At 54.7% G+C, this 25,232-nt stretch carries 23 protein-coding genes; 10 read left to right on the plus strand and 13 right to left on the minus strand.

Annotation, left to right across the window (positions count from 1 at the left end):
* Window positions 1–43: 43 nt before the first annotated feature.
* From ABDW13_RS10405 to ABDW13_RS10440, 8 genes are read right to left on the minus strand one after another with little or no spacing between them, the layout of a single operon-like run.
* Window positions 44–1,006, minus strand: a complete 963-nt coding sequence (locus ABDW13_RS10405) for a ribokinase (RefSeq protein WP_343552485.1) — start codon at window positions 1,004–1,006, stop codon at window positions 44–46.
* Complete coding sequence (gene alsK / locus ABDW13_RS10410) at window positions 1,006–1,899, minus strand: allose kinase (RefSeq protein ID WP_343552486.1); 894 nt, start codon at window positions 1,897–1,899, stop codon at window positions 1,006–1,008. The genes ABDW13_RS10405 and alsK overlap by 1 nt, the downstream gene beginning before the upstream one ends.
* Window positions 1,896–2,588, minus strand: a complete 693-nt coding sequence (gene alsE / locus ABDW13_RS10415) for a D-allulose 6-phosphate 3-epimerase (RefSeq protein WP_343552487.1) — start codon at window positions 2,586–2,588, stop codon at window positions 1,896–1,898. Before alsE ends, alsK begins: the two co-directional genes overlap by 4 nt.
* Window positions 2,588–3,637: an ABC transporter permease gene (locus tag ABDW13_RS10420; RefSeq protein ID WP_343552488.1), complete on the minus strand. Its 1,050-nt coding sequence runs from the start codon at window positions 3,635–3,637 to the stop codon at window positions 2,588–2,590. The genes alsE and ABDW13_RS10420 overlap by 1 nt, the downstream gene beginning before the upstream one ends.
* Window positions 3,638–3,653: 16 nt before the next feature.
* Window positions 3,654–4,643 (minus strand): ABC transporter permease, encoded by a 990-nt coding sequence (locus tag ABDW13_RS10425; protein ID WP_343552489.1) that lies wholly within the window; start codon window positions 4,641–4,643, stop codon window positions 3,654–3,656.
* Complete coding sequence (locus tag ABDW13_RS10430; RefSeq protein WP_343552490.1) at window positions 4,636–6,141, minus strand: sugar ABC transporter ATP-binding protein; 1,506 nt, start codon at window positions 6,139–6,141, stop codon at window positions 4,636–4,638. The genes ABDW13_RS10425 and ABDW13_RS10430 overlap by 8 nt, the downstream gene beginning before the upstream one ends.
* A gap of 1 nt (window position 6,142) precedes the next feature.
* A complete protein-coding gene (locus tag ABDW13_RS10435) occupies window positions 6,143–7,126 on the minus strand; it encodes a substrate-binding domain-containing protein (protein WP_343552491.1) in 984 nt (327 codons plus the stop codon).
* A 12-nt stretch (window positions 7,127–7,138) separates the two neighbouring features.
* Window positions 7,139–7,969 (minus strand): DeoR/GlpR family DNA-binding transcription regulator, encoded by an 831-nt coding sequence (locus ABDW13_RS10440; protein WP_343552492.1) that lies wholly within the window; start codon window positions 7,967–7,969, stop codon window positions 7,139–7,141.
* A 488-nt stretch (window positions 7,970–8,457) separates the two neighbouring features.
* Between ABDW13_RS10440 and ABDW13_RS10445 the strand changes: the two genes are divergently transcribed.
* On the plus strand, window positions 8,458–9,531 hold the full coding sequence (locus ABDW13_RS10445; RefSeq protein ID WP_343552493.1) for a DUF1176 domain-containing protein: 1,074 nt from the start codon (window positions 8,458–8,460) through the stop codon (window positions 9,529–9,531).
* A gap of 73 nt (window positions 9,532–9,604) precedes the next feature.
* On the opposite strand, the gene ampH is transcribed toward ABDW13_RS10445, so the two are convergent.
* The 3 genes from ampH to tal all read right to left on the minus strand — a co-directional run bounded on the left by ampH (window position 9,605) and on the right by tal (window position 13,947).
* Window positions 9,605–10,774 (minus strand): D-alanyl-D-alanine-carboxypeptidase/endopeptidase AmpH, encoded by a 1,170-nt coding sequence (gene ampH / locus ABDW13_RS10450; protein WP_343552494.1) that lies wholly within the window; start codon window positions 10,772–10,774, stop codon window positions 9,605–9,607.
* Between the two features lie 146 nt (window positions 10,775–10,920).
* Window positions 10,921–12,930 carry a transketolase gene (gene tkt / locus ABDW13_RS10455; RefSeq protein WP_343552495.1) on the minus strand — a complete coding sequence of 670 codons (2,010 nt, stop codon included), beginning with the start codon at window positions 12,928–12,930 and terminating at the stop codon, window positions 10,921–10,923.
* Between the two features lie 66 nt (window positions 12,931–12,996).
* Window positions 12,997–13,947 (minus strand): transaldolase, encoded by a 951-nt coding sequence (gene tal / locus ABDW13_RS10460; RefSeq protein WP_343552496.1) that lies wholly within the window; start codon window positions 13,945–13,947, stop codon window positions 12,997–12,999.
* Window positions 13,948–14,236: 289 nt separating this feature from the next.
* Here tal and maeB point away from each other — a divergent pair, with 289 nt between their 5' ends.
* Window positions 14,237–16,516 carry an NADP-dependent oxaloacetate-decarboxylating malate dehydrogenase gene (maeB, locus tag ABDW13_RS10465; protein ID WP_343552497.1) on the plus strand — a complete coding sequence of 760 codons (2,280 nt, stop codon included), beginning with the start codon at window positions 14,237–14,239 and terminating at the stop codon, window positions 16,514–16,516.
* Between the two features lie 32 nt (window positions 16,517–16,548).
* Here the strand turns inward: maeB and hemF are convergent, their stop codons facing one another.
* Window positions 16,549–17,460, minus strand: a complete 912-nt coding sequence (gene hemF / locus ABDW13_RS10470) for an oxygen-dependent coproporphyrinogen oxidase (RefSeq protein ID WP_343552498.1) — start codon at window positions 17,458–17,460, stop codon at window positions 16,549–16,551.
* A gap of 48 nt (window positions 17,461–17,508) precedes the next feature.
* Window positions 17,509–18,378 carry an N-acetylmuramoyl-L-alanine amidase AmiA gene (gene amiA / locus ABDW13_RS10475; protein ID WP_343552499.1) on the minus strand — a complete coding sequence of 290 codons (870 nt, stop codon included), beginning with the start codon at window positions 18,376–18,378 and terminating at the stop codon, window positions 17,509–17,511.
* 199 nt (window positions 18,379–18,577) lie between these two features.
* Here amiA and ABDW13_RS10480 point away from each other — a divergent pair, with 199 nt between their 5' ends.
* The 8 genes from ABDW13_RS10480 to cysA all read left to right on the plus strand — a co-directional run bounded on the left by ABDW13_RS10480 (window position 18,578) and on the right by cysA (window position 25,225).
* The gene (locus tag ABDW13_RS10480; RefSeq protein ID WP_343552500.1) at window positions 18,578–19,003 is read left to right on the plus strand and encodes a GNAT family acetyltransferase; all 426 of its coding nucleotides are present in this window, start codon (window positions 18,578–18,580) and stop codon (window positions 19,001–19,003) included.
* Between the two features lie 7 nt (window positions 19,004–19,010).
* Window positions 19,011–19,472: a DUF2919 domain-containing protein gene (locus ABDW13_RS10485; RefSeq protein ID WP_343552501.1), complete on the plus strand. Its 462-nt coding sequence runs from the start codon at window positions 19,011–19,013 to the stop codon at window positions 19,470–19,472.
* Window positions 19,473–19,535: 63 nt separating this feature from the next.
* On the plus strand, window positions 19,536–20,150 hold the full coding sequence (locus tag ABDW13_RS10490) for an RpoE-regulated lipoprotein (RefSeq protein WP_343552502.1): 615 nt from the start codon (window positions 19,536–19,538) through the stop codon (window positions 20,148–20,150).
* A 102-nt stretch (window positions 20,151–20,252) separates the two neighbouring features.
* Window positions 20,253–21,149, plus strand: a complete 897-nt coding sequence (locus ABDW13_RS10495) for a Dyp-type peroxidase (RefSeq protein WP_343552503.1) — start codon at window positions 20,253–20,255, stop codon at window positions 21,147–21,149.
* A 270-nt stretch (window positions 21,150–21,419) separates the two neighbouring features.
* Complete coding sequence (locus ABDW13_RS10500; protein WP_343552504.1) at window positions 21,420–22,436, plus strand: sulfate ABC transporter substrate-binding protein; 1,017 nt, start codon at window positions 21,420–21,422, stop codon at window positions 22,434–22,436.
* Window positions 22,436–23,275 carry a sulfate/thiosulfate ABC transporter permease CysT gene (gene cysT / locus ABDW13_RS10505; RefSeq protein WP_343552505.1) on the plus strand — a complete coding sequence of 280 codons (840 nt, stop codon included), beginning with the start codon at window positions 22,436–22,438 and terminating at the stop codon, window positions 23,273–23,275. Before ABDW13_RS10500 ends, cysT begins: the two co-directional genes overlap by 1 nt.
* Window positions 23,275–24,147, plus strand: coding sequence for a sulfate/thiosulfate ABC transporter permease CysW (gene cysW / locus ABDW13_RS10510; protein ID WP_343552506.1), 873 nt, complete (start codon window positions 23,275–23,277; stop codon window positions 24,145–24,147). The genes cysT and cysW overlap by 1 nt, the downstream gene beginning before the upstream one ends.
* A complete protein-coding gene (cysA, locus tag ABDW13_RS10515; protein WP_343552507.1) occupies window positions 24,137–25,225 on the plus strand; it encodes a sulfate/thiosulfate ABC transporter ATP-binding protein CysA in 1,089 nt (362 codons plus the stop codon). Before cysW ends, cysA begins: the two co-directional genes overlap by 11 nt.
* The last annotated feature ends 7 nt before the right edge of the window (window positions 25,226–25,232 follow it).

Here is a 25,232-nt window from a genome sequence, read left to right on the forward strand (position 1 = left end):
AATAAATTGCGCCGCTACAGGATGGTGCGGGCATCATGTCCTTCTATACCAATTCACCCAACGGTTCCAGCACGCACTGCGGTGATGCTTGCAAACGCGCCAGCGCTTCGGCATATGACGGCATGGAATGCGCCGCGCCAGAACGTTCCACACACAGCGATGCATAAGCCGAAGCGAACAGCGCCGCCTGCGGCAATTCATCACCAGAAGCTAACCGTGCCGCCAATGCGCCATTAAACGCATCGCCCGCGCCGGTGGTATCCAGCGGTTGTGCTGGGAACAACGGAATGCGCAATGGTTGTTGATCTGCCACCGAAAGCAACGCGCCCGCCACCCCCAGGGTAATAATCACCTGACGCGCGCCTTTGCGATGCAGCACTTCGGCCGCTTGCTGCGCACTGGCGAAGTCACTGACTTTCACGCCGGTTAACTGCATCGCTTCGGTACTGTTTGGCGTCAGTAAATCCACCTTCGCCAACAATGCATCACTGACTTTCTGCCACGGTGCCGGGTTCATGATCACAAAGGTGCCGCCGGCGCGCGCATTATCGATCATGCGTTGAATAGCGCTGAGATTGTTTTCCAACTGCACCAGCAAGATATCCGCGGCGGCAACCGTCGGTTGGCAGCGCGCCACTTCGGCGGCGGTGACGGTGGTGTTGGCGCCCGGATAAACCGAAATCATATTCTCGGCGTCATCACCGGCGACATAAATCAACGCGTTGCCGGTGGGTTTTTCTTTGCAGGTGAATAAGGTGATGGCGTCAAAGCCGGTTTTTTCCAGATGACGACGGGCGAACGTGCCGAAATCATCATTGCCAATTTTGCCGATGTAATGCACACGCGCTCCGGCACGCAATGCCGCTGTCGCCTGATTGGCGCCTTTACCGCCCGGACCCATCATGCTGTTATGCGCCGTCAGCGATTCGCCCGGCATCGGGAAACGGTTCATTACCGCGACCACGTCGAGGTTGAACGAGCCAAACACACACACTTTTCCTTTCATCATGCACTCCTGAACAGACGTTCTGCGGCGAGACAAGCACCGCGGCAGCCGGTGTGATCGGTGGATTGACTGAAGACAATTTTCAGGTTGTCGCGCGTGGCTGGCGGACGCAAATGCTGCTGAATGCCGCTACGTAACTGCGCCAACGGGAAGTCGGCCATTGCCAGCACGCCACCACCTAAAATCAGGTATTCCGGATCGAGGATGTTCATCTCAGTGGCAATCAACTGCGCCAGACGCTGCACAAAAGCCTGCAACTCTGGATGGTCACGATGTTGGCTGAACAGCGCCGACATACCGGTTTCTGACACGTTGGCTTTGGCCCATTGGCTCAACCAATGGCCAGATGTGACGGTTTCGGCACAGCCATGATTGCCGCACGGGCAGGGCAGATGGTTACCGGCGACCGGCACATGACCGAGTTCACCCGCGCCGCCATTATGGCCGTGATAAAACTGGCCGTTAATCCATAAACTGTTGCCCATGCCGGTGCCGGGATACAAACCGACCGCGATATCCGGCAATTGCTCCAGTTGCAGCAAATCCCACATCATCAAGTGGTTAACATCTTTATCCATCGCCACTGGCACACCGAGACGTTCGGTGAGAATAGCGGCAACCGGTTGGTGATCCAGCGCCTGAATAAACGGCAGCGAAATCACCTGCTGGCGGTCGCGGCTGAGAATGCCGGGCAACCCCAACATCACGCCGCTCACCGGTTGCTGCTCCAGCGTTTCACTGATCAAATCCCCGAGCGCGGCCAGCGCGTCGGGTTGTTGCGCCCAGCTGGCCGTCGGCACCTTACGGAAGCTCGACCAAACGCGGCCTTCTTCCATCAGCTGCAGACGTGTGCCGGTGCCGCCAATGTCGATACCGAGCCAGCTTTTTTTCATGCGGATACCTGCGCCACGCCCTGAGCTTCATCAATGCTTTCGCGCATCATGTCCCAGGCGGTTTCCAGATTATCGTGAATATTGAACAGGCCGGAGGTGCCGACAATCAGCACTTCTGCGCCGGCGCCAATCAGCGTGTTGTAGGTGCGCGTGTTGCAAGAACCGTCGATCTCAATCAGATATTTATGACCGTGTGCTTGTTTCAGGGCTTTCAGTTCCTGAACTTTGGCCACCATTTCTGGAATAAATGGCTGACCGGCAAAACCTGGGTCCACCGTCATCACAGTGATTTTATCCACCAGATGAATGTAGTGATGGATGAATGACACTGGCGTCGCCGGGTTCAGAACCACACCGACTTTCTTGCCGAAGCTGCGAATCAGGTTAATCACGCGGAACGCATCGCGGTTGATGGTTTCAGCGTGCGGGCAGATGTAATCGGCACCGGCTTTGGCAATCGCCTCGATGAAATCAGTAGGATGTTCAACCATCAAATGCACATCCAGCGCCACTTTGGTGAACGGACGAATCTGCTCAATAAAGAACGGCGACAGCGTGATGTTTTTGACGTAATGACCATCCATGATATCGATATGAAGGAAGTCTGCGCGAGAGTCCAGCACGGCTAACTGGTGCTTGATTTCCATCAGATTCATACACATCAACGACGGGGAGACTTGAATACGCATCATACTTCCTTCTTTTCGGTCAGAGGGTTAAGAACCGCGGCCAGCTTGCTGAGCTTTACGGCGCGATGTTCATTAAAACGAGCTTTAAATTGTTTGAAGGCCAGCACCACAATCAGCACCGCGCCCCACATTGCCAGGCTGACGTGCTGGCTGATGTTCATCAGGTTGAAGCCGGTAGACAGCACTTGCAGGGCGATCAGCGCCAGCACCACGCCGGTGACGCGGCCGAAACCGCCGTTCGGGTCGGTGCCGCCGAGAATAATCGCCAGCACGGTTAACAGCAGATAGGCATCGCCGTAACCCATACGCGCTGAGTTGAAGCGCGCCATCATGATCAATCCGGCTAACACGCATAGCAGGCTGGAGATGACGTACACCAGAACCACCATGCGATGGGTGTTGATGCCGCTAAACCAGGTGGCGTTGATGTTGCTGCCGCCCATGTAGATACATTTACCGGCGCGGGTTTTGCCGAGGAACAGCGCCAGCAGCGCGGCGGCTATCAGGAACACCCACAGCGGCAACGGCATGCCGAGCAAGGTATTGGAACCCAGCGCTTGCACCACCGAAGGCATGCCGCTAACCGCCGCGCCTTTGGTCAGCCAAATGCCGATACCGTTCAGCGTCATCATGGTTGCCAGCGTCACCAAAATCGGGTGGGCACCGATACGCGTCACCATCACGCCGGTAATTACGCCAATCACCGCGGCAATCAGCATTGCGCCGATAATTGCGATGAACAGCCACAGCAGTTGCATGCCGGTGCCAGCATCGGCGGGCAGGGCGCTCATCAGCGTCCAGGCAATAAACAGCGCCGTCAGGTTAGCGGTGGCGATGATCGCCAGGTTCAAACCGCCGCTGAGGATGGCGATAAACATCGCCAGCGTCAGCAAACCGAGTTCTGGCAACTGGAATGCCATACTCATAAAGGTGGAATCTGTCAGGAAGCGGCCCGGCAACATCACGGTAAAAATCGCCAGCGCTAAGGCAATCAGCAGCATCAGGCCGATGTTGGTGCCGTCCGGACGCAGAGCAGAGAGTGATTTCATGGTTATGCGCCTTCCGTTAGACGAAACTGACATCAGTTTCTTTACGTTTTTTGTAGTGAGTGACGGCAATCGCCACCATGATTACGCCGCCGACCACGATGTTCATGAAGTAGTTGGAGACGCCAATCAGGTTGAGGCCGTTTTTCAGGATGGCGATGAGGAACACGCCCATCAACGTGCCGCTCACCGTGCCTTTGCCGCCCATCAGGCTGGCACCGCCGAGCACCGTGGCAGCCAACACATCCAGCTCGCCGCCGACCAGCGCATTCGGCACCACTTCACCCATGCGATACACTTGCACCAAGCCGCCAATCGCCGCCATCGCACCGAGCCAGCCGTAAGCGAAGACGTGAATCAGGCCAACGCGGATACCGATACGACGTGCCGATTCTGCATCGCCGCCCACCGCATACAGCTGGCGGCCCAGATTGGTTTTGTTCAGCAGCAGCGCAGTCAGACCCGCAATCACCAGCATGGTGACCAGCGGCAAACCGACCTGGAAGCTGTTGCCTTGCCACTCGAACGGCAGCACGCTGCGCAGCGTGATCCACCAATCCGGCAGGGAATAGAGGCTTTTGCCGCCGGTCACCCACATCAGCAGGCCAAACAGCAGCGACTGCATACTGATGGTGATGATGATCGACACCACACGCAGCGAGGTAATCAGCAGGGCGTTGATCACACCAAACAGCGTGCCGCACACCACCGCCAGCAGGATGCTGAGCACCGCGTTATCAAACTGGAACTGCACAAACAGCGAGGCGATCAGGTATTGCACCACCGATGCCACGGCGGCGAAGGAGATATCAATGCCGCCGGTCACCAGCACCACAAATAAGCCCAAGGCGAAAATGCCGGTTACCGCGTAGCTTTCAGCCAGATCCAACAGGTTTTGTACCGTTAAAAATTGGTCGCTGGCCGCTGAGAAGAACACGATGAAAGCCAGCAAAACCCAGGCGAGCCAGCCTTGGCTGGAGCTCGGACGTAAACGCGAAAAATCAGGCATTGATCACCTCCGCCAGCTGTTCTTGCTCAACGGTATCGGGTTGGTATTCGGCATGAACGGTGCCATCACGGAAGTGCAGGATGCGGTCGCAGTTGTACCAAACCTCAGGCACTTCGTCGGAAATCAGGATGATCGACAAACCTTCCTTCGCCAGCAGATGAATCAGCTGATAGATGCTGGCTTTGGCGCCGACATCCACGCCAACGGTCGGCGAATCAAGAATCAGAATACGCGGCTGAGTCAGCACCCATTTCGCCAGCACGATCTTTTGCTGGTTGCCGCCAGAGAGCGTGGAGATCGCCAGATTGGGATCGGCAACGCGCACACCGAGTTGTTGAATCCACTGCAAAATTAGCTTGTTCTTGCGGTATTCATCGATCAGGTGGAATCGGTTTTGCAGCTTGTCGAGGATCGGCAGCACCATGTTGTCGGCCACCGATTGCTGTTGTACCAGGCCGAGGGTTAAGCGGTCTTCCGAGACATAACCAATGCCGGCTTTAATGGCATCTTCATGACCACGGAAACGCACCGGTTTGCTGTCGAGCCAGATTTTGCCGCTGTCTGGTTTGGTCATGCCAAACAGTGACAGCGCCAGTTCGGTACGTCCGGAACCAAGCAGGCCGCACAGACCCAGCACTTCGCCCTGATACAGTTTGAAATTGACGTCGTGATATTGGCCGGCGCGCGTCAGTTTTTCGACCTCGAGGATCAGGCGATCGTCGTTGCGCGTCGGGGTTTTTAATTGGTAATCGAGTTTCAGGCCGGTCATCAGTTCTGTCAGATGATGCGGCGTCATCTCTTTCGCAGGCCAGGTGCCCATTTTGCGGCCATCGCGAATCACGGTGACGCGATCCGAAATTTCCAGCACTTCATCGAGACGATGGCTCACAAACACCACGCAGATGTTTTTGTCTTTCAGGTAGCGCACGGTGCGCAGCAACTGATTCACTTCGGTACGCGTTAACGAAGCGGTTGGCTCGTCCATGATCACCAGACGGGCATCGGCGACCAGCGCGCGGCAAATCGCCACTTGCTGACGTGCTGCAATCGACAGCGCCGCGACTTTTTGGTCGAGATCGAGTTCGAATTTCAGTTCATCGATAATGCGCTGCGCGGTTTCACGCAGCTTAGCTTTGCGGTGCCAGCCGAGCAGGCTATTCAGGTTGTGCTCGAAGGCGATGTTCTCCGCCACACTTAAATTGGGGAACAGCGACAGATCCTGATAAATCACCTGGATGCCGAAATCACGCGCCTGACGAGTGGTCAGACGCGGGAAGGTTTGGCCATCGCCCAAGGTGATGCGGCTGCCGCTATCCGGGGCGTGCACCCCGGAAATGACTTTGATTAAGGTGCTCTTGCCACAGCCGTTGGTGCCAGCGAGACAGTGCACTTCGCCAGCCAGTAAGGTCAGCGAGATATCGCTCAGTGCGCGGTTGCCACCAAATGTTTTCGACAAATTGTCGAGCGCAATTAGCGTCTGTGGGATCACCTCTTTCATATTACAGCCCCATTTTCACCAGTTTTGGCAGGTTTGCCTTGTCCAGACTTTCGGTGTTGTTGCCGAGGATGGTGTGCGTCGCTTCGTCAACTTTCACTTTGCCTAAACCTTCGATGGTCATTCCGTCGGTGATTGGCTCTTTCTTCTGCATCATGTCGGCGATACGCACGAACACTTCACCGGCGGTTTGCGGATTCCAGATGTAGCCGCCTTTGATCGCGCCACGCTGTACCAGCGATGCACCCTGACCCGGGCTGAAGGCACCAATCACGCAAACCTGGTCGATCTTGTTGCGGTTCATCACTGCGCGACCGGCACCGATCGGACCTTGCGAACCAAACGCCATGATCCCTTTCAGATCCGGATACTTAGACATCAGCTCATTGGTGGTACGAATGGAGTCATCCAGCGATTCACCGACGCCAAATTTGTCAGTAACCATCTGCATTTTTGGATAGTGTTCTTTCTGGTAATTCAGTGCGGCGTCGGTCCATTGCTGATGCAGCGGAACGGTCAGACTGCCCACGTACATGGCGTATTTGCCTTCTTCATGCATGCACTGCGCCAGCGCTTTCATGTGGTTGATGCCGTGAGTCGGCGCATCCACCAGCTCGAAGTCCCAGTTCGCACCTTTCTGATCCGGCGATTCGTGGGTAATGACCTGAATGCCCGCATCACGCGCACGTTTCAGCACTGGCTCCAGCACTTTCGGGTCATTCGGTACCACGCCGATGATGTCGACTTTCTGCGCAATCAAATCTTCAATCGCACGCACCTGCAAAGCCGGGTCGGCGGCGGTGGGGCCGACCATCCACGCGTCAATGCCGCGTTTGGCTGCTTCGCTCTTGATGCCCGCTTCCATGGCGTTGAACCACGGAATACCGCCAATTTTCACCACGATGCCCATGCGTAATTTGTCCGCAGCGTGCGCGCCGCTGGCGGCAAACAGGGCGAGTAGAGAACAGGCGATAAGATGTTTTTTCATAAAGACTCCGATTTAATTTTTTATTAGCTGCATTGAATTGGGCCGCTGCGAGCAATCAATAATATTGACGCCGTTCCAGGCTAATTCTTGTTCCAGCTCTTTGTCTTTTAATTGGTCAGTGATGAGAAAGTCCACATCGCGATAATGACAAATACGCGCGAATGAGGGCCGCAGGAATTTACTGTTATCCAGCAATAGATGTTTTCTTTCTGCTGCTAATAACATTTGCTGTTTTAAATGTGCGTTGTTTTCGTTACCTTCACGTAAATAACCGTCATTGCCTAAACTGCTACAGGAAAAAAAGATCTTATTAATCTGAAATTCCCTGAGCGGTTGCTCGGCGACTACACCGTGGAAATCTTCATAACGGTCAGAATATTCTCCTCCCAGACAGATTGTGCGGATACTGCCGCGCGCCGCAAGGGTTTGCACTATTCTGATTGAGTTAGTTAATACCGTTAATTCAATATCCGGCAGCTGTCGCGCTAAATACCAGCAAGTGGTGCTACTGTCGAGTAATATACAATCGCCGGGGCTGATGAAATCGAGTGCACGTTTGGCTATCGCCATCTTTGCATCTACATGTTCATTCATTCTCTGGCGGAAAGATAATTCATACTCGTTAACACCTCTCGTATTCCCCTGAATGTTAGCGGCCTGTCGTTTTGCTGGTACTGCACCGCCGTGGCTGCGTTGTAATAAACCACGTTTCTCCAGTTGAGTTAAATCACGCCGAATAGTTTCTTGAGAAACCTGACATAACGTGACTAGCTCTGCGACAATAACCCGACCATTTAAATTGAGTTCGTCAATAATTCGCTGCTGTCTTTCAATCGGCAACATACTAACCTCCGATGGCTATAAAGTACTGGATAGCGCAGCGGGAAAATGTGGGCTGCGCACGAGTCCCTTGCGGTCAAATTGCCTGACCGTATTAGAGTGATTTGGATCTGGTATTTATGTAAATGCGATGTCTGGTTATCAAAATTAAGTGATTCACATCACATTAAATGGCTAAAAACGCCTTATTAGCTGAATCGTAATAAATAAATGCTACCGCCAGAAATCACTCTACCATGACCGAGTTTGACCGTTTGTGTGTATTTGACCGTTTTGTGATGCGGTGATATTTGTCCGACGAATCCGATTGAGTGCAAATCATGCAAAATGGATGATGAATGCCATGCGTCACCCTTATCCGAACGACAAACACTGCCTGCTTTTTCGGCAGTTAACACCGCTTTTAGGGCCGGCTCACAGTTTAGGCCTGCTGACAGCGTTCCCGTTGCGCTATCATTTTCTTTCCAGGAATTTGGGGACCGATTTTTTTAATGTCGTATTGGATGAAGTTACTGCTTTTATTGCCCTTTCTTTTTGTCGCGTGCGTACAGGCCGAGCCACTGCAAAAGTCGTTTTCTGACTGGCAACTGACCTGTAACAATGCGGCTTTTTGCGTGGCACGCAGTTTTCCTGGCGATAACGGCTTAGTGATGACGATTTCACGTCATGCTGGCGTTAACGATCGGCCATTGCTGCGCATTGATTACGGCAGCGCCTATAGCGGTGAATTGCCGGGTGGCCCGTTGAAGGATAATTTGCTGTTGGATCAGCGCCGTCTGACGCCCGATCTCAAACACTGGACGGTGGAACCGCATCATCTTGCGACCAGCAATGCCATCGCCATCGATGAATTCCTCGCGCAGACGCTGGATGCGCAAAACCTACAACTCACCTACAAAGCCAGCGCCGTGATTCCGTTAAGCGGCATGAAGGCCGCCTTATTGTTAATGGATGATGTGCAGGGCAGGGTAAATGGCGCCAGCGCGTGGGTGAAACGCGGCGACCGTGTGCAATGGGATGTGCCGCCGCAACCGGTGTTGCCGCAACTGCCCGCGCCCTTACCGGCACCTGTGCCACTGACGCAAGAAGAGACCAGCGGTTTGATTGACTATGGCACCTGGCGCGTCAACACCGACAACTGTTCTCTTGACCCACTTAAGCGCGAAGTGAGCGTTTCACCACTGACCAATGACAAAGCGTTGTTACTGATCAGTTGTGAAACCGGGGCGTATAACGTTATCGATCTGGCGTTTGAAGTGACGCGCACTGCACCTTATGTTTCGCGCGGCTTGAGCTTAACCCTGCCGTTCACGCCGCCGTCGCGCAGTGATAATCAGCTGGAATTGGTCAATGCCGAGTTCGATGCCAGCAATCGCATGCTGTACACCTTCAGTAAAGGACGTGGATTAGGCGATTGCGGCACGGCAACGCGCTGGCAGTATGACGGCAATGATTTTGTGTTGGCGGAGTATGCGGAAGAGAAAACCTGCGATGCATGGCACAGCAGTGATGACTGGCCGACGTTGTGGGTGTCGCAACCTCAGAATGGCGTGCAATCGCGTTAGGCAGGTGCGCAAGAATGCGCACCCTACGATTGTTTTGTAGGGTCGCCATTTATGGTGACCGCCACCCACACAATTATCGAATCGCTTGCACCGCTATCGGTGAACCATTCTGATTACCCACCAACTCGGTCAGCATATTATTTACGCCATCGCTCATCGGGGTGAAACGCGTTAATGGTGAACGCGTTACTACCACGAATACGCCGACATTATGCTGCGGCACCATCGCCATATAAGTAATGAAACCGCCGCCGCCGCCGGTTTTCTGAATAATCCCCGGACGACCCTCCTTCGGCCCCATATACACCCAGCCCATACCCAGCGCATCAGCGCGGCCTGGCACATCCATGCCTTCGACTTTATTAAGCTGGTCGCGGCGATAAATCAGCGTTTGCAGGCGATCGATCTGCGGCGTGCGGTGATTCACAGCTGAATTAAGGAATTGCTGCATCCAGCGGCCCATATCGTCTGGCGTGGAGTAAACGCCGCCGCTGCCAATCGCCGCCAGCGTGTTATTGCACGGGCTGGCGCCTTTTTCCGCCACCATCAGACGCTGGCATTGATCCGGCGATGGCGTAAAGGTGGTGTCTTTCATGCCTAGCGGACGCGTGATCAACTGTTGAAATAAAGCGGGATACGGCGTGCCGGCTGCTTTGGCGAGTGCATCGCTGAGCAAATCAAAGCCAAGATTAGAGTAAGCCGCGTTGGTGCCCGGCGCCGCTTTCAGTGCCGCGCCGCTCAGCCATTGCCAGCGATCGGATTTGGTCGGCCAGACAAACACCGGACGATGCGGTTTGCCGCCGGGCTGCTCGCGCGGCAGGCCGCTGGTGTGCGTTGACAGATTAATCAGGCGAATCGGCTGACCGTTAAAGCTCGGCACGCGCGCGCCGGGCGGGGCGTATTTGCTGAGCGGATCGTCGAGGCGAATTTGCCCGCGTTCGGCCATCTTCACCATCACTTCGCTGGTCATCAGCTTACTTAGCGAAGCGATACGAATCAGCGAATCCTGTTGCGGACGCACGTTATTGCCGGGACGCGTATCACCGAAGCTGGCGAACACGCGCTGATTGCCATCAATCGCCACCAGCGCCATGCCGGTCGCGCCGCTGCCATAGAAAATGTGCTCGGCATAGCGATCAACAATCTGCGAGGCCAACAGCGGATCGGGCGACGTTTGCGCCATGCTTTTTAATGGAAGCACTGAAACCATTAAGGCCAGTAAAAAAGGAGTACGTTTTTTCAACAGGGAAGCGTCCGCTATAAGAATCGGAGGAAAGCTTATAGTAATCAGTTTGCGCGGGGCGTGAAGAGGGTTGAGCGGATTTTTTTCTGTATCAGGCTGTGATCAAAAAACGGCCCTTGCGCCAGGACGACGCAGGGCCGGATCGATTAGTGCGGCTTGAGTAAAGCTTCGGTGTGGCTAACGATGTTTTCCACCGTGAAGCCAAATTCCGGGAACAGCTTGCCAGCCGGCGCAGACTCACCAAAGGTGGTCATGCCGACTATCGCGCCATCCAAACCAACATATTTGTACCAGTAATCGGCGATACCCGCTTCCACCGCCACGCGCGCTTTGATGCCCGACGGCAATACCGATTCGCGATAGGCCACATCCTGCTTATCAAACACATCGGTACTTGGCAGCGACACCACGCGAATCTTGTGGCCGTTGGCGGTGAGTTTTTCCGCCGCACCGAGTGCGATTTCAATCTCGGAACCGGTGGCGATAATGATCGCTTCCGGCGTGCCTGCGCTGTCTTTCAGCACGTAACCGCCGCGTGCGATATTCGCCACTTGCTGCTTATCACGCTCCGGCTGCAACAGGTTCTGACGCGACAGAATCAACGCGGTTGGGCCATGATGACGTTCCACCGCCGCTTTCCACGCCACCGCGGTTTCCACCTGATCACATGGACGCCACAAGCTAAGATTTGGCGTCACGCGCAGGCCCGCCATCTGCTCAACCGGCTGGTGCGTTGGACCATCTTCGCCGAGGCCGATGGAATCGTGCGTATACACCAGCACCTGACGCGCTTTCATCAGCGCCGCCATGCGCACCGCATTACGCGCATATTCGACGAACATCAGGAAGGTGGCGGTATACGGCACAAAGCCGCCGTGTGTGGCGATGCCGTTGCCAATCGCCGTCATACCAAACTCGCGCACGCCGTAGTGAATGTAGTTACCGGCGAGATCTTCTTTGATCGATTTCGAACCCGACCAAATGGTGAGGTTGCTGGGCGCTAAATCCGCTGAACCGCCGAGGAATTCCGGCAGTAGCTTACCGAACACTTCCAGGGTGTTTTGCGAGGCTTTACGGCTGGCGATTTTTTGCGGATTGGCTTGCAGCTGCTCAACAAATTTCTGGGTTTCCGTTTCCCAGTTAACCGGCATTTCGCCGCTGATGCGACGGCTGAATTCTTTTGCCAGTTCTGGATGCGCCGCTTTATAGGCCGCAAATTTTTCATCCCAGGATTTCTCGCGCTGACTGCCGGCTTCTTTGGCATCCCATTGCTGATAAATCTCTTTTGGAATTTCAAATGCCGGATATTTCCAGCCCAGTTTCTGCCGCGTCAGCGCCACTTCTTCTTCACCCAACGCCGCGCCGTGCGACTCTTCTTTACCGGCTTTATTCGGTGAGCCGAAACCAATTACTGTGCGACAGATAATCAGCGACGGCTTATCGGTGACACTTTGCGCCTCTTTAATCGCCGCGGAAATGGCTGCGGGATCGTGACCATCAATGCCTTCGGCGCTGCCGATCACATGCCAGTTGTAGGCTTCAAAGCGTTTATGGGTATCGTCGGTGAACCAGCCTTCGGTTTCACCATCAATTGAAATCCCGTTGTGATCGTAGAAACCAATCAGCTTGCCGAGGCCCAGCGTACCGGCCAGTGAACTCACTTCGTGTGAGATGCCTTCCATCAGGCAGCCATCGCCCATAAACACGTAGGTGAAGTGGTCAACGATGTCGTGATCGGGTTGGTTAAATTGCGCCGCCAGCGTGCGTTCGGCAATCGCCATGCCCACCGCATTGGCTAAGCCCTGACCGAGCGGACCAGTGGTGGTTTCAATGCCTGGCGTGTAACCGAGTTCGGGATGGCCCGGCGTTTTGGAATGTAGCTGACGGAAGTTTTTCAGCTCTTCCATCGGCAGGTCGTAACCGGTGAGATGCAGCAAACTGTATTGCAGCATTGAGCCGTGGCCGTTGGACAGAATGAAGCGGTCGCGATCGATCCACTCCGGATTATTAGGATTGTGTTGGAGGAAATCGCGCCATAGCACTTCGGCGATATCGGCCATGCCCATTGGCATGCCTGGGTGGCCGGAATTTGCTTTTTGTACCGCATCCATGCTCAGTGCACGAATCGCGTTAGCCAACTCTCTGCGTGAAGACATAAGGTTCTCCCTTGTGATTTGGCGATAGCGGACGAGCAGACGCCCGTCCGGCATGAGATGTTTGGATTACAGACGTGAAGAGAGCACATCCTCCAGCTTCTGCTGGTCGATGGCGAACTGACGGATGCCGTCGGCCAGTTTTTCTACTGCCATCGGATCCTGATTGTGTTCCCAACGGAATTCCGCTTCAGACAGCGATGCTGGCTGGTGGAAGCCTTCGGTTGATGGCTCAAGTTTGCGTTCCAGCGGCGCATCGCTGTTGGCTAACTCTTCCAGCAGATTCGGTGAAATGGTCAGGCGGTCGCAACCGGCCAGCGCCAGGATCTGCTCCACTTTACGGAAGCTGGCACCCATGATCACCGTGCTGTAACGGTGCTTTTTGTAGTAATCGTAGATACGACGCACCGATTTCACGCCTGGATCTTCATCCACGACATACGGGTCCATCGGTTTACGGCTGTTGTACCAGTCATAAATACGGCCAACGAACGGTGAAATCAGGAATACACCGGCTTCAGCACAGGCGCGGGCCTGAGCGAAGGAGAACAGCAGCGTCAGGTTGCACTGAATGCCGTTTTTCTCCAGCTCCTCGGCGGCTTTAATGCCTTCCCAGGTTGAAGCCAGTTTGATCAGGATGCGTGAGCGATCGATGCCGTTCTCTTCATACAAACGCACTAATTTTTCTGCTTTGGTTACACACATGCCACGATCGAAGGAGAGGCGCGCATCCACTTCGGTCGAAACACGGCCCGGTACGCTTTTCAGAATTTCCATACCGAGGTTAATCGCCACTTTGTCGCTGGCGTTAATGATTTGCGTCTCTTTGCTGCCACCCTGTTTTTTCGCATAGTCGATGGCGTCATCAATCAGATGTTTGTAAGCGTCGAGACCGGCGGCTTTCAGAATCAATGAAGGGTTGGTGGTGGCATCTTCCGGGTGGTAATGACGAATAGATTCGATATCGCCACTGTCCGCCACCACGGTGGTGTACTGTTTCAATGCATCTAGCTGGTTCATCGCTTAACTCCTTGATGAGCAAATTTGTGGGCCAACCTGTGGTGCCCATTCCTGTTGAAGTCCGGTCCAACACAGTGCTACAGACGTTTCACGAAGAAAATGCGTTTTCTCTGAAACGCTTCAGCTACGCGTTTTGCCATCAATAAGAATAGCAGGCTGTGACAAAGCCGCAGGCGCAGCGGTAGCAATCCGTGCCCTTTGTACTGTGCGTTCTTTGAGCGCCTTCACCCTCTTGTGGGCCGCAAATTCCTATACTGATGGCTCATTTAGCGGTGCCAAAGGATGCCTAATGGACGATCAACTGAAGCAAAGCGCGCTCGATTTCCACCAATTTCCCACTCCCGGAAAAATTCAGGTTTCACCCACCAAACCGTTAGCCACGCAGCGTGATTTGGCGCTGGCCTATTCGCCTGGCGTGGCGGCACCTTGTCTGGAAATCGCCGACGATCCGTTAGCAGCGCGCAAATACACCGCGCGTGGCAATTTAGTGGCGGTGATCTCCAACGGCACCGCGGTGCTGGGATTGGGCAACATTGGCGCGCTGGCGAGTAAGCCAGTGATGGAAGGCAAGGGCGTGCTGTTCAAGAAATTTGCTGGCATTGACGTGTTTGATATCGAAATCGATGAGCACGATCCCGACAAGCTGATTGAAGTGATTGCCGCGCTGGAACCGACATTTGGCGGCATCAATCTGGAAGATATCAAAGCGCCCGAGTGTTTCTACATTGAGCAGAAGCTGCGTGAGCGTATGCAAATTCCGGTGTTTCACGACGACCAACACGGCACGGCGATCATTTGTACCGCGGCGGTGCTTAACGGCTTAACCATCGTGAAAAAAGCCATCAGCGATGTGCGTTTGGTGGTGTCTGGAGCGGGGGCTTCGGCGATTGCCTGCCTGAATTTGCTGGTGGCGCTGGGCATGCAAAAACACAACATCGTGGTGTGCGATTCGAAAGGGGTGATTTACCGCGATCGCGAGCCGAACATGACGCCGACTAAAGCCGCCTATGCAGTCGCCGACAGCGGCGCACGCACGCTGGATGAGGTTATTGGCGGCGCGGATATCTTCCTGGGTTGTTCGGGGCCGAAAGCGCTGACGCCAGAGATGGTCAAGAAAATGGCACAGGATCCGCTGATTTTGGCGCTGGCGAATCCTGAACCAGAAATCATGCCGCCGCTGGCGAAACAAGTGCGTCCGGATGCGATTATCTGTACCGGACGTTCTGATTTCCCCAATCAGGTCAATAACGTGCTGTGTTTCCCGTTCATCTTCCGTGGTGCGTTGGATGTGGGTGCCACCGCGATTAATGAAGAGATGAAACTGGCGGCGGTGCACGCCATCGCCGCACTGGCCCAGGCGGAACAAAGCGATGTGGTGGCATCGGCGTATGACGATCAGGACTTGAGTTTTGGCGCTGAATACTTGATTCCCAAACCTTTTGATCCGCGCTTGATTGTGCAAATCGCGCCAGCAGTGGCTAAAGCGGCGATGGAATCTGGCGTTGCCACACGGCCGATTGCCGACTTTGATGCCTATCGCGAGCAGCTCACCGAATTCGTCTACAAAACCAATCTGTTCATGAAACCAATCTTCTCGCAGGCGCGCAAAGATCCGAAACGCGTGGTGATGGCGGAAGGGGAAGAGGTGCGCGTGCTGCATGCCACGCAAGAATTGGTGTCGTTGGGTTTGGCGAAGCCGATTCTGATTGGCCGCCCTAATGTGATCGCTATGCGACTGCAAAAGCAGGGGCTGAAAATCGAGGCGGGCAAAGATTTCGAGATCGTGAATAACGAATCCGATCCGCGCTTTAAAGAGTACTGGAACGAGTATTACCAGCTCATGAAACGGCGCGGCGTCACGCCAGAAACCGCTCAGCGCGCAGTGATTGGCAATCCAACCTTGATCGGCGCGATTATGGTGCATCGCGGCGAAGCTGACGCGATGATCTGTGGCACCATCGGCGATTACCGCGAACATTACGACGTAGTGGAAGAGGTGTTTGGATTTCGCGATGACGTAAAAGTCGCGGGCGCGATGAATGCGTTGCTGCTGCCGAGCGGCAACACTTTTATCGCGGATACCTACGTTAATGAAGATCCCAGCGCTGAGCAGCTCGCCGATATCACGCTGTTAGCCGCCGAAACGGTGCGTCGCTTTGGCATTGAACCGCGCGTGGCGCTGTTATCGCACTCCAGTTTTGGTACCTCAAACGCACCGGGCGCGCGCAAAATGCGCGAAACCTTGGCGCTGATTCAACAACGTGCGCCGGAGCTGGAGATTGATGGCGAGATGCACGGTGATGCGGCGTTGGTGGAAAGCATTCGCCGCGAGTTGATGCCGGATAGCCCGCTGAAAGGCACCGCCAATTTACTGATCATGCCGAACGTCGAAGCGGCGCGTATCAGTTACAACCTGCTGCGCGTGTCGTGTTCCGAAGGCGTCACGGTTGGGCCAGTGTTGATGGGGATCCGCAAGCCGGTGCATGTGTTGACGCGTATCGCTTCGGTGCGGCGCATCGTGAATATGGTGGCGTTAGCGGTGGTGGAGGCGCAAACCGAGCCGTTGTAAAAAACAGGTCGCCATGCATGGCGACCATGCGTTTACTTCAACCAATCTTTCACCGGCAGGAAATCGCGATACAACGCGGCTTCCGGCGAATCGGCTTCTGGCTGATAATCGTATTCCCAGCGCACCAGCGGCGGCATCGACATCAAAATTGATTCGGTGCGGCCGCCGGTTTGCAGGCCAAACAGCGTGCCGCGATCCCACACCAGATTGAACTCGACGTAACGGCCACGGCGATAAAGCTGGAACTGACGCTCACGCTCGCCCCACGGCAGCGCTTTGCGTTTTGCCACAATCGGCAGATAAGCCTGAGTAAAACCGTTGCCGACCGCCTGCATGAAATCAAAGCAATGGTCGAAGTCAGGCGTATTCAGGTCGTCATAAAACAGGCCGCCAATGCCACGTTGTTCATCGCGATGTTTGAGATAGAAGTAATCGTCGCACCACTTTTTATAGCGTGGATAGACATCTTCCCCAAACGGCTGACACAGATCGTGCGCGGTTTGATGCCAGTGCACGGCATCTTCTTCGAAGCCGTAATAGGGCGTGAGATCGAAACCGCCGCCAAACCACCACACCGGATCGGCACCCGGTTTTTCAGCAATAAAGAAGCGCACGTTGGCATGGCTGGTGGGCACATAAGGATTTTCTGGGTGAACCACTAATGACACGCCCATCGCTTCAAAGCTGCGGCCGGCTAATTCCGGGCGATGTGCGGTGGCCGAAGCCGGCATTTGATCGCCATGCACGTGCGAAAAGTTAACGCCAGCTTGCTCAAACACCGCGCCGTTACGCAATACGCGGCTGCGTCCACCGCCGCCGCCCGGGCGCTGCCACTCATCCTCGGCAAAGCTCGCCTTGCCATCTTCCGCCGCTAATTGGGCGCAAATATCATCTTGCAGCGCCAGCAAAAAGGCTTTGACGCGGGAAATATCGGGATTGCTCATGAGTTACTCGTTGCGAAAATTTGCCGCGATTCTATCACAGGATAAACGCTATGCTTCGCGGCGATCGACCTCATCAAAGTAGCGTGCAATGCCATCGGCAATCGCGCTGGCAATTTTCTGGCGGAATGCCTGCGTGCCCAGCAATTGCTCTTCGCGCGGGTTAGTAATAAAGGAGGTTTCTACTAACACCGACGGAATGGACGGCGATTTTAATACCGCAAACGCTGCCTGTTCGGTGTGCTGACTGTGCAGATGATGCACCGGGCGAATCTGATCCAGCACGTGTTTACCCAGCGTTAGGCTGTTGCGGATAGTGTCGGTTTGCACCAGATCGAACAAAATCTGGTTGAGGTAATGATCTTTATCCTGCACCTCAGCGCCACCAACTTTGTCGGCATCGTTTTCACGTTGCGACAAATAACGCGCCATCGTGCTGCTGGCGCCACGATTGGATAAGGCAAACACCGAAGCACCGTTAGCGTCCGGGCTGGTGTAACCATCGGCGTGAATCGACATAAACAGATTGGCACCATGTTGATGCGCGATTTCGACACGCTGATAGAGCGGAATAAAGTGATCGCTTTCACGGGTTAATCGCACTTCGATGCGTGGATGCGCTTGCAGCAGCGTCTTCACGTTATTGGCGATCGCCAACACGATATGCTTCTCTTCCGAACCCTCTTCACCGACTGCACCGGAATCAATCCCGCCATGTCCCGGATCGATCATCACGATGCGTTTGCCGTTGCTGGCCGGTTTCGGTGGCGTGTGGCGCGTGCTGACACTCAGATTGGTGCTTTCTTCTTTAGCCTGCACGGCGCGCGGTGATAACACCGCCAGCGCTAAACCGGAAAGAATCAGTTGGCGTCGATTGGTCAGGCGCTTTAGCAGTGAAATCTTGTTCATTATGGTGTCCATAGCAGGTAAATCTTGCCCAGTGTTATAGCGTAACAATTGCCAGGCGGCGACCTCGTAACTATTTCAAGTGTTTACTTTCTATTGCAACTCACTAACAGCCATGTCGCACTTTTTTTACGCCGTTGTGCGGCGCGAGGGTTGCGCCTGGCAAAGAATACGTGATAATCAGCGAATTGTGCCTAATAGCAGGGTAACGTCGATGGAAATCCGCTCTTTCCGCCAGGAAGATTTTGAAGAAGTGATCACGCTCTGGGAGCGTTGTGATTTATTGCGCCCATGGAACGATCCTGAACTGGATATCGAACGCAAAATGAACCATGACCCGGAACTGTTTCTGGTAGCGGAAGTGGGCGGTGAAGTCGTCGGAACGGTGATGGGCGGCTATGATGGCCATCGTGGTTCCGTCTACTATCTGGCGGTGCATCCTGATTATCAGGGCCGTGGTTTTGCCAATGCGTTGATGAATCGGCTCGAGAAAAAGTTGATCGCGCGCGGGTGTCCGAAAATCAATTTGATGGTGCGTGAAGAGAACGACCAGGTGATCGCGTTTTATGAAAAACTCGAATATGAACCGGTGGATTCGGTGCTGCTCGGCAAGCGCTTGATCGAAGATCGCGAGTATTAAGCCACCAATGATCGGTTTGAAATACCTTCCTGAAGAGTACGATGCGAAAGGGCAGCTGCGGCTGCCGTTTCTTTTCTGGTTGATCCTGTTATTGCAGGCGCGCACCTGGTTGCTGCTGGTGATGGCGGGCGCGTCACGTCAACAGGGCAACGACCTGCTGGCGCTATTCTATCCCGATCGCCAAAGCTTTTGGTTAGGGTTGGCGTTGGGCATACCGGCGGCCATCGGTTTGTTGCTCACCGGCTATCGTCAACGCCTGCCGCGCTTGTGGCAAAGCTGGCGACATGTGCTGAGTGCTTCGCTGCTGATTAGCCTGTTGTGGCAAGGTTATGGCTTGCTGCAAGGCGCCTTCCCTGATTCGCCTTTGCCACTGCTGTTAACGCTATTTGATCTGCTGGCATTGGTGTGGCTGCAAACCCAATCCCGGCTGCGCGACTGCTTTTTGCCGGAGCATCAGCACTTCGAATAAACTTTTTGCCGGTTTGCGACTCCAACAGGCACGCCAATCGGCTTAGTTACTCAAGGAGTCTTCATGAAAGTTGTTCGTCACGCACTGTTGGTAAGCAGCATGGTTCTGGCGGGATGTGCCAGTTCGGGTTCATCTACCAGCGCGAACGAGAGCCATTGGTATAATCCGCTGAGCTATCACTGGTCGGCATTGAATCCACTCGGCTGGTTTGGCGGTTCGCTGGATGTGACCGAACAAGGTGTGGCGGGTTTGAGCAGCACCACGTCAATGTCGGAAGACGCGATCAATAAAGCGCTGAACGGCGACTACAAATTGCGTCAGGGTATGCGCACGCAGAATGGCCAGGTAGTGGATTTCTGGCAGGCGCTGGATGGCGACAAAGTGAAATTGGTGATTAACGGCAGCAGCAGCGTCGAGCGTATTGAAGTGCAGGATGACAGCGCCAAAGCGGCCGATGGCAGTAAAATAGGCGATCTGTTCAGCAACAAATTCAGCAAAGCCTTCAATAATTGCAAAATGGCGTCGGGCCTTGACGCGAAAGATGTGGAGTGCCGCGCACCTGGCAGCCAACACATATCTTATATCTACAGCGGTGATTGGCATGGCCCAGAAGGCTTAATGCCTTCGGACGATACCCTGAAAAGCTGGAAAATCAGCAAGATGGTTTGGCAGCGTTAATTAAGACGAAACTTGTTTAAACACAAGCACAAGCCGCGTGGCTTTCCGGTATGATACGGGCGAAAAAATCACCGTATAACTTTCATGCCGGAGAGCATTGCAATGTCTCAGATTCAGAGCGGTATTCTGCTCGAACACCGCAGCTTCGCCATTTGGCTCGAAGCCCGCGTAACGGGCGATCTCGACGCGCTGCGCCAGGGCAGCAAAACCTTCCTACAGCAACTTGATGCGCTGCAAAACAAATTCACGGATGCCGGATTAGGTGCGGTGATCGCCTTTGGTGATGCGCTGTGGCGCGACCTGCAAGGCAACGATTCCGCAGCCGAACTCAAAGCTTTTATGCCGCTCGGTAAAGGCATCGCGCCAGCCACCCAGCGCGATTTGCTGATCCATATTCAATCTTTACGCCACGACGTCAACTTTGCCTTGGCCCAAGCGGCGCTGAGCGCGTTTGCTGCGGCTATTGAGATTGATGAAGAGACGCACGGTTTCCGCTGGGTAGAAGAACGCGATCTTTCCGGCTTCGTTGATGGCACGGAAAACCCGCAGGGCGAAGCGCGCCAGGAAGTGGCGATCATCAGCGATGGCCCAGATGCCGGTGGCAGTTATGTGTTTACCCAGCGCTGGGAACACAACCTCAAGCTGTGGAATCGCATGGCGGTGGAGAAGCAGGAAGCGATTATTGGCCGTACTAAAGAGACCAATGAAGAGTTGCCAGGCGATCAGCGTCCCGACACGTCGCACCTTAGCCGTGTTGACCTCAAAGAACAGGGCAAAGGGCTGAAGATTCTGCGCCAAAGCTTGCCGTACGGCAGCGCTAGCGGCACGCACGGTTTGTACTTCATCTCCTATTGTCATCGCTTGTACAACATCGAACAGCAATTGCTGAGTATGTTCGGCGAGCGCGACGGCAAAATGGATGCCATGCTGCGTTTCACCAAACCGGTTACCGGCAGCTATTTCTTTGCGCCGTCGCTGGATGCATTGCAGGCGCTGTGATATTTGCGCATTAAGGTCAACGGAGCGCGATTAATCGCGCCGCTACGAATACGTGCACGCATTTGTAGCGGCGCAATTCATTGCGCGTTAAGTCACGCAATTGTCGATTTTCATTCCCGCCATCCGCATAAACTCTGCCGCTGTCTTATGCCTTTTTAGACTTTGAAATCCCTAAACGATATATAAAACCGTTACAGCTTTGACCTGAGTTATAAATACACTGACTGCATCTAATGGCATTGGCGTAATTGCCGTCTTTCTGGGTGCAGCATGACACTTCCGATTTCGAAAAAATGGCTTGGCGGTATCGCGCTCTCGCTGGCAATCGCTAGTGCAGCGCACGCGACTGAGTTGCTGAACAGCTCTTACGACGTTTCGCGTGAACTGTTTGTTGCCCTGAATGCGCCGTTTGAAAAGCAATGGGACGCTGCCCATCCCAATGACAAGTTGACCATCAAACAATCGCACGCCGGTTCATCCAAGCAGGCGCTGGCGATTCTGCAAGGTCTGCGCGCCGATGTGGTGACGTACAATCAGGTGACAGACGTGCAGGTGCTGCATGACAAAGGCCAACTGATCCCGGCGGATTGGCAGCAACGTTTGCCGAATAGCAGCTCGCCGTTTTACTCCACCATGGCGTTTCTGGTGCGCAAAGGTAACCCAAAGAACATTCATGATTGGGCCGATCTGGCGCGCGATGACGTGAAGCTGATCTTCCCGAATCCTAAAACCTCCGGTAACGGACGTTATACCTACTTGGCCGCGTGGGGCGCTGCCGATCAGGCCGATGGCAAAGACAAAGCCAAAACTGAAGCGTACATGGCGAAGTTCCTCAAGAACGTCGAAGTGTTTGATACCGGTGGTCGTGGCGCGACCACCACCTTTGCCGAGCGCGGTTTGGGCGACGTGCTGATTAGCTTTGAATCGGAAGTGAATAACATCCGCAATCAGTACGGTAAAGATCAATACGAAGTGATTGTGCCAAAAACCAACATTCTGGCGGAATTCCCGGTGGCGTGGATCGACAAAAATGTTGAGCACAATGGCACCACTGAAGCGGCTAAAGCGTACCTGAATTATCTCTACACGCCGGAAGCGCAGAAAATTATCACCAGCTATTACTATCGCGTGAACAATCCGCAGCTGATGGCAGAGCAGAAAGATCGCTTCCCACAGACCGCGCTATTCAACGTTAACGACGCGTTTGGTGGTTGGGATAACGTGATGAAAACCCATTTCGCCGCGGACGGTGAGTTAGACAAATTGCTTGCAGCGGGGCGTGGGTAATGTTTTCGCTGGCGCAAAAACAAAAACGTGTACTGCCGGGCTTTGGACTGAGCCTCGGCACCAGTTTACTGTTCACCTGCTTGATTTTACTGCTGCCAATCAGCGCGTTGCTGATGCAACTGTCGCAGATGACGCTGGCGCAATATTGGGCGGTGATTAGCCATCCGCAATTGATCGCCGCGTATAAAGTGACGATTCTGTCGGCCGGCGTGGCTTCGCTGTTCAACGCGGTGTTCGGCATGTTGATGGCGTGGATATTGACGCGTTATCGCTTCCCGGGCCGCGCACTACTGGATGGCTTGATGGATCTGCCGTTCGCGCTGCCTACCGCGGTAGCCGGTTTAACGCTGGCGGGATTGTTCTCGGTCAACGGCTGGTACGGTCAATGGCTAGCACATTTTGATATCAAAGTCTCTTACACCTGGCTTGGCATCGCCGTGGCGATGGCCTTCACCAGCATCCCGTTCGTGGTGCGTACCGTGCAGCCGGTGCTGGAAGAGTTAGGCCCGGAATATGAAGAAGCGGCCGAAACGCTGGGCGCTACGCGCTGGCAGAGTTTCCGCCGCGTAGTGCTGCCGGAAGTGGCTCCAGCCTTGCTGGCCGGAACTGCGCTGTCATTTACCCGCAGCATTGGCGAATTTGGCGCAGTCATCTTCATCGCAGGCAACATCGCCTGGAAGACCGAAGTGACCTCGCTGATGATCTTCGTGCGTTTACAAGAGTTCGATTACCCGGCGGCGAGTGCGATTGCCTCGGTGATCATGGCGGCTTCGCTGCTGCTGCTGTTCGCGATTAACACCTTGCAGAGCCGCTTTGGCCGTCGCTTAGGAGGCCACTAATGGCGGAGATTTCACACATCAATCACGCCGACCGCCAACCGATTAACTGGGGCAAATGGCTGCTGATTGGCATTGGCGCGCTGGTTTCCATCCTGCTGCTGGTGGTGCCGATGGTGTCGATCTTTTGGGAAGCGCTCGGCCAGGGCTTGATTGCCTCGCTGAATAACCTGAAAGATGGCGACATGCTGCACGCGATTTGGCTAACTATTTTGGTGGCGTTGATTACCGTGCCAGTCAATCTGGTGTTTGGCACGCTGTTAGCATGGTTAGTGACGCGCTTTAGTTTCCCGGGTCGCCAATTGTTGCTGACGCTGTTCGATATCCCGTTTGCGGTTTCACCAGTGGTAGCCGGTTTGATGTATCTGCTGTTCTGGGGCGTGAACGGCCCGGCGGGCGGCTGGCTGGATGCACACAATATTCAAATTATGTTCTCGTGGCCCGGCATGGTGCTGGCGACCATCTTCGTGACTTGCCCGTTTGTGGTGCGCGAATTGGTGCCGGTGATGCTGAGCCAGGGAAGCCATGAAGATGAAGCCGCGGTGCTGCTTGGCGCATCCGGCTGGCAGATGTTCCGCCGCGTAACGCTGCCGAACATCCGCTGGGCATTGTTGTACGGCGTGGTGCTGACCAATGCCCGCGCGATTGGTGAATTTGGTGCGGTCTCGGTGGTTTCGGGATCGATACGCGGTGAGACCTATACCTTGCCGCTTCAGGTTGAATTACTGCATCAGGATTACAACACCGTGGGCGCCTTTACTGCCGCCGCGCTGTTGACCCTGATGGCAATTGTGACGCTGTTTCTGAAAAGCGTGGTGCAGTGGCGATTAGAGCATCAGCAGAAGCGCCTACAGGAGGAAAATCATGAGCATTGAGATTAAACAAATTAACAAATCGTTTGACCGCACGGCGGTGCTGAACGACATCTCTCTGGATATTCCTTCCGGCAAGATGGTGGGGCTACTTGGGCCATCCGGTTCCGGCAAAACCACGTTGCTGCGCATTATCGCCGGGCTGGAGCATCAGAACAGCGGACAGATTCATTTCAACGGTAAAGACGTTAGTCGCGTACACGCGCGCGATCGCCAGGTTGGCTTTGTGTTCCAGCACTACGCCCTGTTCCGTCATATGACGGTGTTCGACAACATCGCGTTTGGTCTGACTGTGCTGCCACGCCGCGAGCGCCCGAGCTCTGCGGAGATCAAACAACGTGTCACGCGTTTGCTGGAGATGGTGCAGCTTTCCCATCTGGCGAATCGTTTCCCGGCGCAGCTTTCGGGTGGACAGAAACAGCGTGTGGCCTTGGCGCGTGCGTTGGCGGTTGAGCCGCAAATTCTGCTGCTGGATGAGCCGTTTGGGGCACTGGATGCGCAGGTGCGTAAAGAGTTGCGCCGCTGGTTGCGTCAGTTGCATGAAGAATTGAAATTCACCAGCGTGTTTGTGACCCACGACCAAGAAGAAGCGATGGAAGTGGCTGATACCGTGGTGGTGATGAGCCAGGGCAACATTGAACAAGTGGGCACGCCAGATGAAGTGTGGCGCGATCCGGCTACACGCTTCGTGCTGGAGTTCCTGGGCGAAGTGAACCGCTTTGAGGGTGAAGTGCACGGTTCGCAGTTCCATGTGGCCGCACATCGCTGGCCGCTGGGTTATACGCCAGCGCATCAAGGTGGCGTCGAGTTGTTCCTGCGTCCATGGGAAATCGACGTGTCGCGCCAGAGCAGCCTCGAAACGCCGTTGCCGGTACAAGTGCTGGAGATTAGCCCGCGCGGCCACTTCTGGCAGATCGTGGTGCAGCCAAGCGGTTGGCAGGGCGATGTGTTCTCGGTGGTGTTCGATGGCGATCATACCGCGCCGATTCGCGGTGAACGTCTGTTCGTAGGCCTGCAACAAGCTCGTATTTATCATGGCACTACGCCGCTGCGCCCGGTTGCCTTTGCCGAAAGCGCCTGATATTTTT

Source organism: Pantoea sp. (assembly GCF_039594315.1).
Lineage (GTDB): Bacteria > Pseudomonadota > Gammaproteobacteria > Enterobacterales > Enterobacteriaceae > Pantoea.